The organism is Rhizobium sp. P1_E1 (assembly GCF_056406015.1).
In genome coordinates, this window is the sequence record NZ_JBFUAY010000254.1 from 1 (window position 1) to 5,683 (window position 5,683).

10 protein-coding genes are annotated in these 5,683 nt (G+C 58.5%); 3 read left to right on the plus strand and 7 right to left on the minus strand.

Translation table 11 applies throughout. The features are described 5' to 3' along the window. From AC1D1Z_RS33130 to msuE, 5 genes are all read right to left on the minus strand, one after another. Positions 1-547, minus strand: a 547-nt coding sequence (locus tag AC1D1Z_RS33130) for an RBBP9/YdeN family alpha/beta hydrolase (protein ID WP_477853087.1), incomplete at its 3' end; no start/stop codon positions are given. Positions 548-617: 70 nt separating this feature from the next. Further along, positions 618-767 (minus strand): hypothetical protein, encoded by a 150-nt coding sequence (locus tag AC1D1Z_RS33135; protein ID WP_165505474.1) that lies wholly within the window; start codon positions 765-767, stop codon positions 618-620. Between the two features lie 13 nt (positions 768-780). Then, a complete protein-coding gene (locus tag AC1D1Z_RS33140) occupies positions 781-957 on the minus strand; it encodes a hypothetical protein (RefSeq protein WP_018246699.1) in 177 nt (58 codons plus the stop codon). Between the two features lie 135 nt (positions 958-1,092). Next, positions 1,093-1,290 carry a hypothetical protein gene (locus tag AC1D1Z_RS33145; protein ID WP_018246698.1) on the minus strand — a complete coding sequence of 66 codons (198 nt, stop codon included), beginning with the start codon at positions 1,288-1,290 and terminating at the stop codon, positions 1,093-1,095. Between the two features lie 11 nt (positions 1,291-1,301). After that, positions 1,302-1,862 carry an FMN reductase gene (msuE, locus tag AC1D1Z_RS33150; protein ID WP_047620426.1) on the minus strand — a complete coding sequence of 187 codons (561 nt, stop codon included), beginning with the start codon at positions 1,860-1,862 and terminating at the stop codon, positions 1,302-1,304. A gap of 421 nt (positions 1,863-2,283) precedes the next feature. Here msuE and AC1D1Z_RS33155 point away from each other — a divergent pair, with 421 nt between their 5' ends. Then, entirely contained in the window at positions 2,284-2,469 is a 186-nt protein-coding gene (locus tag AC1D1Z_RS33155; protein WP_018246696.1) for a hypothetical protein, read from the plus strand. Beyond that, a complete protein-coding gene (locus AC1D1Z_RS33160; protein WP_018446120.1) occupies positions 2,459-3,079 on the plus strand; it encodes a helix-turn-helix domain-containing protein in 621 nt (206 codons plus the stop codon). Before AC1D1Z_RS33155 ends, AC1D1Z_RS33160 begins: the two co-directional genes overlap by 11 nt. Positions 3,080-3,137: 58 nt before the next feature. Here the strand turns inward: AC1D1Z_RS33160 and AC1D1Z_RS33165 are convergent, their stop codons facing one another. Together AC1D1Z_RS33165 and AC1D1Z_RS33170 are read right to left on the minus strand one after the other, a co-directional pair. Continuing rightward, positions 3,138-3,467, minus strand: a complete 330-nt coding sequence (locus AC1D1Z_RS33165) for a hypothetical protein (protein ID WP_157213628.1) — start codon at positions 3,465-3,467, stop codon at positions 3,138-3,140. Between the two features lie 282 nt (positions 3,468-3,749). After that, the gene (locus AC1D1Z_RS33170) at positions 3,750-4,793 is read right to left on the minus strand and encodes a saccharopine dehydrogenase family protein (RefSeq protein WP_131647028.1); all 1,044 of its coding nucleotides are present in this window, start codon (positions 4,791-4,793) and stop codon (positions 3,750-3,752) included. A gap of 103 nt (positions 4,794-4,896) precedes the next feature. Here AC1D1Z_RS33170 and AC1D1Z_RS33175 point away from each other — a divergent pair, with 103 nt between their 5' ends. After that, complete coding sequence (locus AC1D1Z_RS33175; protein WP_028732321.1) at positions 4,897-5,493, plus strand: TetR/AcrR family transcriptional regulator; 597 nt, start codon at positions 4,897-4,899, stop codon at positions 5,491-5,493. Positions 5,494-5,683: the final 190 nt, after the last annotated feature.

Here is a 5,683-nt window from a genome sequence, read left to right on the forward strand (position 1 = left end):
GCCTTCGACCGCGCGTTTGCGTCTTCAAGCCCTCCAGCAATCGGTAGCCGTTGCGCCAGCGGCCAAAGCCGCTGGAGACATTGATGTGTCCGGCAAGGCCGATATTCCTGGTCTCGGCGTTCCACAAGCGGCCGAACAGGGTCAACCGATCGACCGTCATGTAGGCATCGTTCATGCTGCCGACGACGATGCTTGGAAAAGGCAAAGGCGCCGTCGGCATGGCGCCAAACGAGATAAGCCCCGGATGCAGGTTTTCCGTGGCCGGCAGATCGCATGGAGCAACGAGCAATGCCCCTTTGACGCGCCGCGCCGCACTTCGCCCGGCCAAGCGGGCGGCAAGCAGGCATCCGAGACTATGGGCGACCAGATAGGCCTCGCCGGCCTCTTCAAGTGCGCCTTCCAATCGCAGCAGCCAACTGTCAAGGTTCGGATGATCCCAGTCCTGCTGGGCGACGCAACGACTGCCCGGCTGATCCTGCAGCCAGTGCTGTTGCCAATGCCCTTCTCCCGAGCCGAAAAGCCCGGGAAGAATAAGTACATCGATCATCTGACGGCATCCTCTCTGAAGCTGCGCGTCGGTCCTTTTCCCGATCGGGGCAAACATCTGACCTCACTCATCAGACCAGCCCGATCACCAGGGCGAACAGGAATGTGAAGGAGCTGACGATCGTGCAGATTCCGGCCGCATGCCTGAAATGCGACATGACGCTGCCTTCCGCTCTTCTCGCACCGTGCCGACGCAGGTCGGCCTCAACGACAATCGCCATCACGCCGTTCTCCTCAATACCAAAGGCCGGGCATGGTGCCCCAATAATGGAGTTCGTATTCGCGGGCGGACCGGTCGCGCTCGTCGTCCGGCATGAACAATCCGTTTACAGGCTCCCGTGCAGCGGGCGGCTTCAGGCCGAGGATCCGGCCGATCGAAAGCTTCAGCCAGAACTGAAAATCAAGCTTCATGCGAACCTCCTGTCAGGAGCCGGTATTCTTCGGCTAGAGCATTTCCGTTTTTCTTCGAATCACGGAGGTGCTCTATCTCTTTGTTTTCATGCAATTCCGGACGCAAAACCGCTGTGCACTTTTGCTGGAATTGCTCTACGAAATCAGCGAATGACGTTGTGCATTGGCGAGAAGAACGTGAAGCGATGCCGTCGGTCCGTAGAGCATCAGCAGGCGGTTCTCCTCGCGTTTGGCGAGACGATATCGTCGGGCGAATTCGAAGACGCTCCACAATTGCTCGCTTGGCCCCGGCCTTTCCTCATCGGTGATCGTTGCTTCCTGAGATCGAGCCATGGTGACGATCCTTACTCGGCTGCCGCCAGGGCCGGGTTTGCGCCCGGAAAGAAGGCCGCCAATTCGCCGATCACGTCGTTGATGCGGGCTAAAAGCGCGTCGGATGAAACCGCATAGTTTGTGAAATCGCGGTCGGACGCATAGACGGCGGTCGGCAAGGTATGGGCCATGAAAAACCCAAACAGCGGCCGAAGCTGATGCTCGACCATCAACGCATGCCGGTCACCGCCGCCGGTCGCCGTGATGATGATCGGCTTGCCCCGAAGTTCGTGCGGGTCGATCAGGTCGATGAGGTGTTTGAAATGGCCGGGATAAGAGCCCTTGTAGGTTGGCGAGCCGATGATCAGGGCATCGGCCTGCACGATCTCGTCGACGACATGCCTGGCCTGCGCGTCGAGATCCTTGCGCCACAAGGCGCTGCCCAGCGACGGACCGACATCATGCAGATCATAGCTCTTGCTCGCAAATCCGTAACGAATGCTCGCACGTTCGGCGACGTGCCGCACAAGTGCCAATGTCTTCGATGGACGGTTGAAGCTGCCAGCGATGCCGACGAGTTTGAAACCTGACATGGTTTTTCCTCTCTTTGCGTTGCCCCAACTATTGTCTACAAAATTGATAGATTAAAGGAACGTGCGTCTCTCCTTCTTCGCCTGGTTGAAAAAAACGTTCGCCGCCGCTCCAGCACGCATAGGCTGCATGGCGATCGTCACAAGGGATCGCCGGTCCAGCGACCGCTTCGACCTCGCGTGCGGGAAGACGGCAGGAAGGGGAACTTGTTCGGCTTCTTTTGGAGACGCTGGTGTGGGCGGCATGATGATGTCGCGAGCCTGGCGAGAAGCTCGTGCAAATTGCTCGCCATAAATGGCTTTGCCGCAAGGTCGAATATAATTGGTATAAGATTTCCGGTTCAGCGGAACGATTGGATGACAAGCCCTGCCTTTTCCTCTGCGGAAAATATACGCTTCTTATAGATTTTAGCGGGAGCTTTTCATGCCAGTGCAGACGGCTGATGTCATCGATTTCCAGGCCTATCGGCAATCTCGCAGCAAAGATGCGCCCGATGCGCTGAAGGCGGCCGCGCCCGTATCCTTTGCGATGCAGCCGGTTCTGATGTGGGTGCCCTATTGGGGCTTTGTCCCGGTCATGGCAATGGGCATTGCGGGATATGGCGTCTGATCAAGCGCTTCTTCCCGACGGCGAAGCGAGAGATGCCGCCGAAGAGATCACGGTTCAGACAGGACAGAATTTGCGGCGCATTCGCACCCGCCGCGGCTACTCCCTGGACCGGCTGGCAAAGATCGCCGGCGTCAGCCGCGCCATGCTCGGGCAAATCGAGACGGGCAAAAGCAGCCCGACATTGAGCATTCTCTCGAAGATTGCACTTGCTCTCGGTATTCCCTGCGCCGCTCTGATCGCCGAACGCGGCGACACCTCGATCATTACAGTACCGCGGGCAAGATCGAAGATCCTCGCCTCTTCTGAAGGGCGCTTCCGGACACGGGCTCTTTTCCCCTTCGAAGGCGAAAGAAAGGTGGAATTCTACGAGCTCAGGATCGCTCCGCACCATACCGAAAGTGCCGATGCCCATCAGCATGGAACGGTCGAAAATCTGGTCGTTGCTCAGGGCACCGTCGAAATCATCGCCGGCAAGCAGGCACCCCATATTCTGGGTGAAGGCGATGCCATCATCTTCGATGCAGACGTGCCGCACATCTACCGCAACATGACGGGAACGGAAGCAATCCTCTACCTAGTCACGACCTATCTCGAAGACGTTCGCGTCTGACACAAAAAGAGCCCCCGTCTCCGGAGGCTCTTGGTCGTTTCCTTGAGAGGCGGATGGCTCAGGCGGCCATCATGCAGCACATCATCATGCCGCCGCAGTTCATCATCATCGGCATGCCGCTGGACATCATACGCTTGCAGCATTCCATGAACATGTCCTTGTCCATGCCTTCCATCGGCTTCATTTCGCAGACCATGCCCTCGGCGGTCATCGTGCATTTCATGGAGCCCATCATCATCATCATCGGCATGGAGGCCATCATCGGCATCATGGCGCCGTTCATCATGGGCATGCCTGACATCATCGGCATCATTCCACCCATCATCGGGTTCATCATGGCAGGCATCATGTTGTTCATCATCGGCATCATGTTCATGGCGGGGTTCATTGTCTCTCTCCGATCAATATCGTGGCGTTTCGTGTTTCGATGAAACGGGAGATAAAAGAACCAATTGCAGCAAACAATGTAAAAAAATCTTCCCTTATATTTTCCTCCAATAGAATGGAACGGTTTCGATGGGAATGTGCAATCTTGCCAAGATAACGGAATTCCATCCGCTATCATCGCCCGAGCGGGACGATCGTTCTGAACAGTCTCCCTGAATACGCCAGGAGAATTAAGTCCCCCACGCCATTGTGAGGGACTTTCTGAAAGTCTGGCGTTTCCGAACTAAGTTTCCGATATCTCGACCGACAGATCCGGGCCGAGCGCCTGCAGGAAGCTAGCGGCATCGAAAATGGCTGCCGGCGCCTTTGCGCCGATATCGCGGATGCGCCCCGAGAGGATACGCTGGAGCGCTTCACAGATGATCGGCGCCGTGACGGCGTAGATGTCTTGTCCCTGTGCGACAATCTGACGGCGCACGTCACCCTGCGTGACGATCACTTCTACGGCAAAGCGCTGCGCCGAACGCCCGGATTCGTCGACTGCCTGCGGCGAAGGCGTCGACGAGTCGCGGACATCCCGCAGAGCGACTGTGCTCAAGAAGGTGTGCAGTTCCTTCGTCCGGACGTGCCGGGCGATCAGCGGCACTTCCGAAAAGGGAAGCTCGACGAAAGTCTGCCGACCGAACGGGGCCGGTAAAGTCGACACCCTTTCAGCAGGCGGTTGAGGCACCGGCTCCAGCTGCCCACCGCTGACGGCCAGGCGCCGTGCAGTGTTTCTTTCTCCGGTAACGCGTGTGCCTCTCGTCGGGAGCCAGCTGTCGAGCGCAACTCGAATTTCGATGTCGTCGGCGTGCTCCCACTCGTCCATGACAGCTGCAACGAGCAGGTCGGCCAAGCCGCCATAGAAACCCATGGCCGGGATGACGGCTGTGCCCGCTTCCAGGGCCGCAACCTCATGCCTCTCGAACGTGGCCTGCACACTCGGTTGCTCGGCCGTCACGTCGAGATAATGAATCCCCGCTCGCAACGCGGCACGCACCACTGCGTCGGCGGTGTCCATGAACGGGCCGGCGCAGTTGATGACCGCCGCCGCGCCGGCTAGCGCCCTGTCCAGTTCCCCGTCATCCTCGACCGCTGCTTCGCGGCATTCGATGCCGCGCTCCGCAAAGCCCGCAGCCGCCAGCCGCTCGGCATTCCGTCCAACCGCGATGGGCTTGAGACCGCGCCGCAACAGTTCGGCTACGACAAAACGACCGGTATGGCCGTTCGCTCCCAAGACCGCGATAGATTGGGACGTCTCCGTGATGTCGGCTTCGTAAATGGTCATTGTTTTCTCCATCGCTACAGACCTGTCTGTACCAAATAAAACATACAGGTCTGTAGCGTGTCAATCCGTTTGCTGTTATGCTGGCGACATTGGAGGTACACGAATGTCGAAAAGCGCAACGAACTCCCGTGCCTCTGGCGGCAACGAGGTGCGGGATAGGATTCTCGAGACGGCGTCGGAACTCTTTTACCGGCGCGGCGTGCGTGCTGTCGGTGTCGATCTTGTGGTCGAAAAATCCGGCGTCGCCAAAACCAGCCTCTACCGCCATTTCGGCACGAAGGACGACCTCATCGCGGCCTTCCTCAAGCGCGAAGACCTGGACTTCTGGAGCACCTGGGATCGCGTGACGGAACAGCATTCGGACGATGCCGAGGCCATGCTCGATGCACATTTTGAGTGGATCGGCGAACGGGTCGGGCGGGAAAACTACCGAGGCTGTCCGCAGATCAACACCGCAGCCGAATTTCCCGAAGCGGATCACCCTGCCCGCAAGGTCGCCGAAGCCCACATGCGCGAGATGCGGCGGCGTCTGAAGACCATCGCCGAGGGGCTTGCGGTTGCCGCGCCCGATCGGCTCGCCGGTCAACTCGCGGTTCTGATCAACGGCGCCTTTGTCAGCATGCAGCTCTTTGAGCCCGGCGAGGCCACCGGTTTGCTCCGCGATGCAGCGCACGCCCTGATCGCCGCCAGCCGTAGCTGATCACACTGGACATCCGCTGAAAGTACAAATTGCAGAGCTGTGAAATGGGCAACAGGAAGCCGCAAGACAGGGCGACTGAGCAGCCCCCAAATCCCGGCTTTTCAAACATTATAGTGCCGGGTCCGGCTCAGGTAGAAATTTTAGGAATGATGAGGATGCGTCGGATCGTCGTGCGGCTTCAGGAAAAACC

What these genes read in the sequence shown, in the direction of transcription:
- AC1D1Z_RS33135 (WP_165505474.1), bottom strand. Translation starts at nt 767, where the DNA reads ATGGCGATTGTCGTTGAGGCCGACCTGCGTCGGCACGGTGCGAGAAGA.
- AC1D1Z_RS33170 (WP_131647028.1), bottom strand. Translation starts at nt 4,793, where the DNA reads ATGACCATTTACGAAGCCGACATCACGGAGACGTCCCAATCTATCGCG.
- AC1D1Z_RS33165 (WP_157213628.1), bottom strand. Translation starts at nt 3,467, where the DNA reads ATGAACCCCGCCATGAACATGATGCCGATGATGAACAACATGATGCCT.
- AC1D1Z_RS33160 (WP_018446120.1), top strand. Translation starts at nt 2,459, where the DNA reads ATGGCGTCTGATCAAGCGCTTCTTCCCGACGGCGAAGCGAGAGATGCC.
- AC1D1Z_RS33155 (WP_018246696.1), top strand. Translation starts at nt 2,284, where the DNA reads ATGCCAGTGCAGACGGCTGATGTCATCGATTTCCAGGCCTATCGGCAA.
- msuE (WP_047620426.1), bottom strand. Translation starts at nt 1,862, where the DNA reads ATGTCAGGTTTCAAACTCGTCGGCATCGCTGGCAGCTTCAACCGTCCA.
- AC1D1Z_RS33140 (WP_018246699.1), bottom strand. Translation starts at nt 957, where the DNA reads ATGAAGCTTGATTTTCAGTTCTGGCTGAAGCTTTCGATCGGCCGGATC.
- AC1D1Z_RS33145 (WP_018246698.1), bottom strand. Translation starts at nt 1,290, where the DNA reads ATGGCTCGATCTCAGGAAGCAACGATCACCGATGAGGAAAGGCCGGGG.
- AC1D1Z_RS33175 (WP_028732321.1), top strand. Translation starts at nt 4,897, where the DNA reads ATGTCGAAAAGCGCAACGAACTCCCGTGCCTCTGGCGGCAACGAGGTG.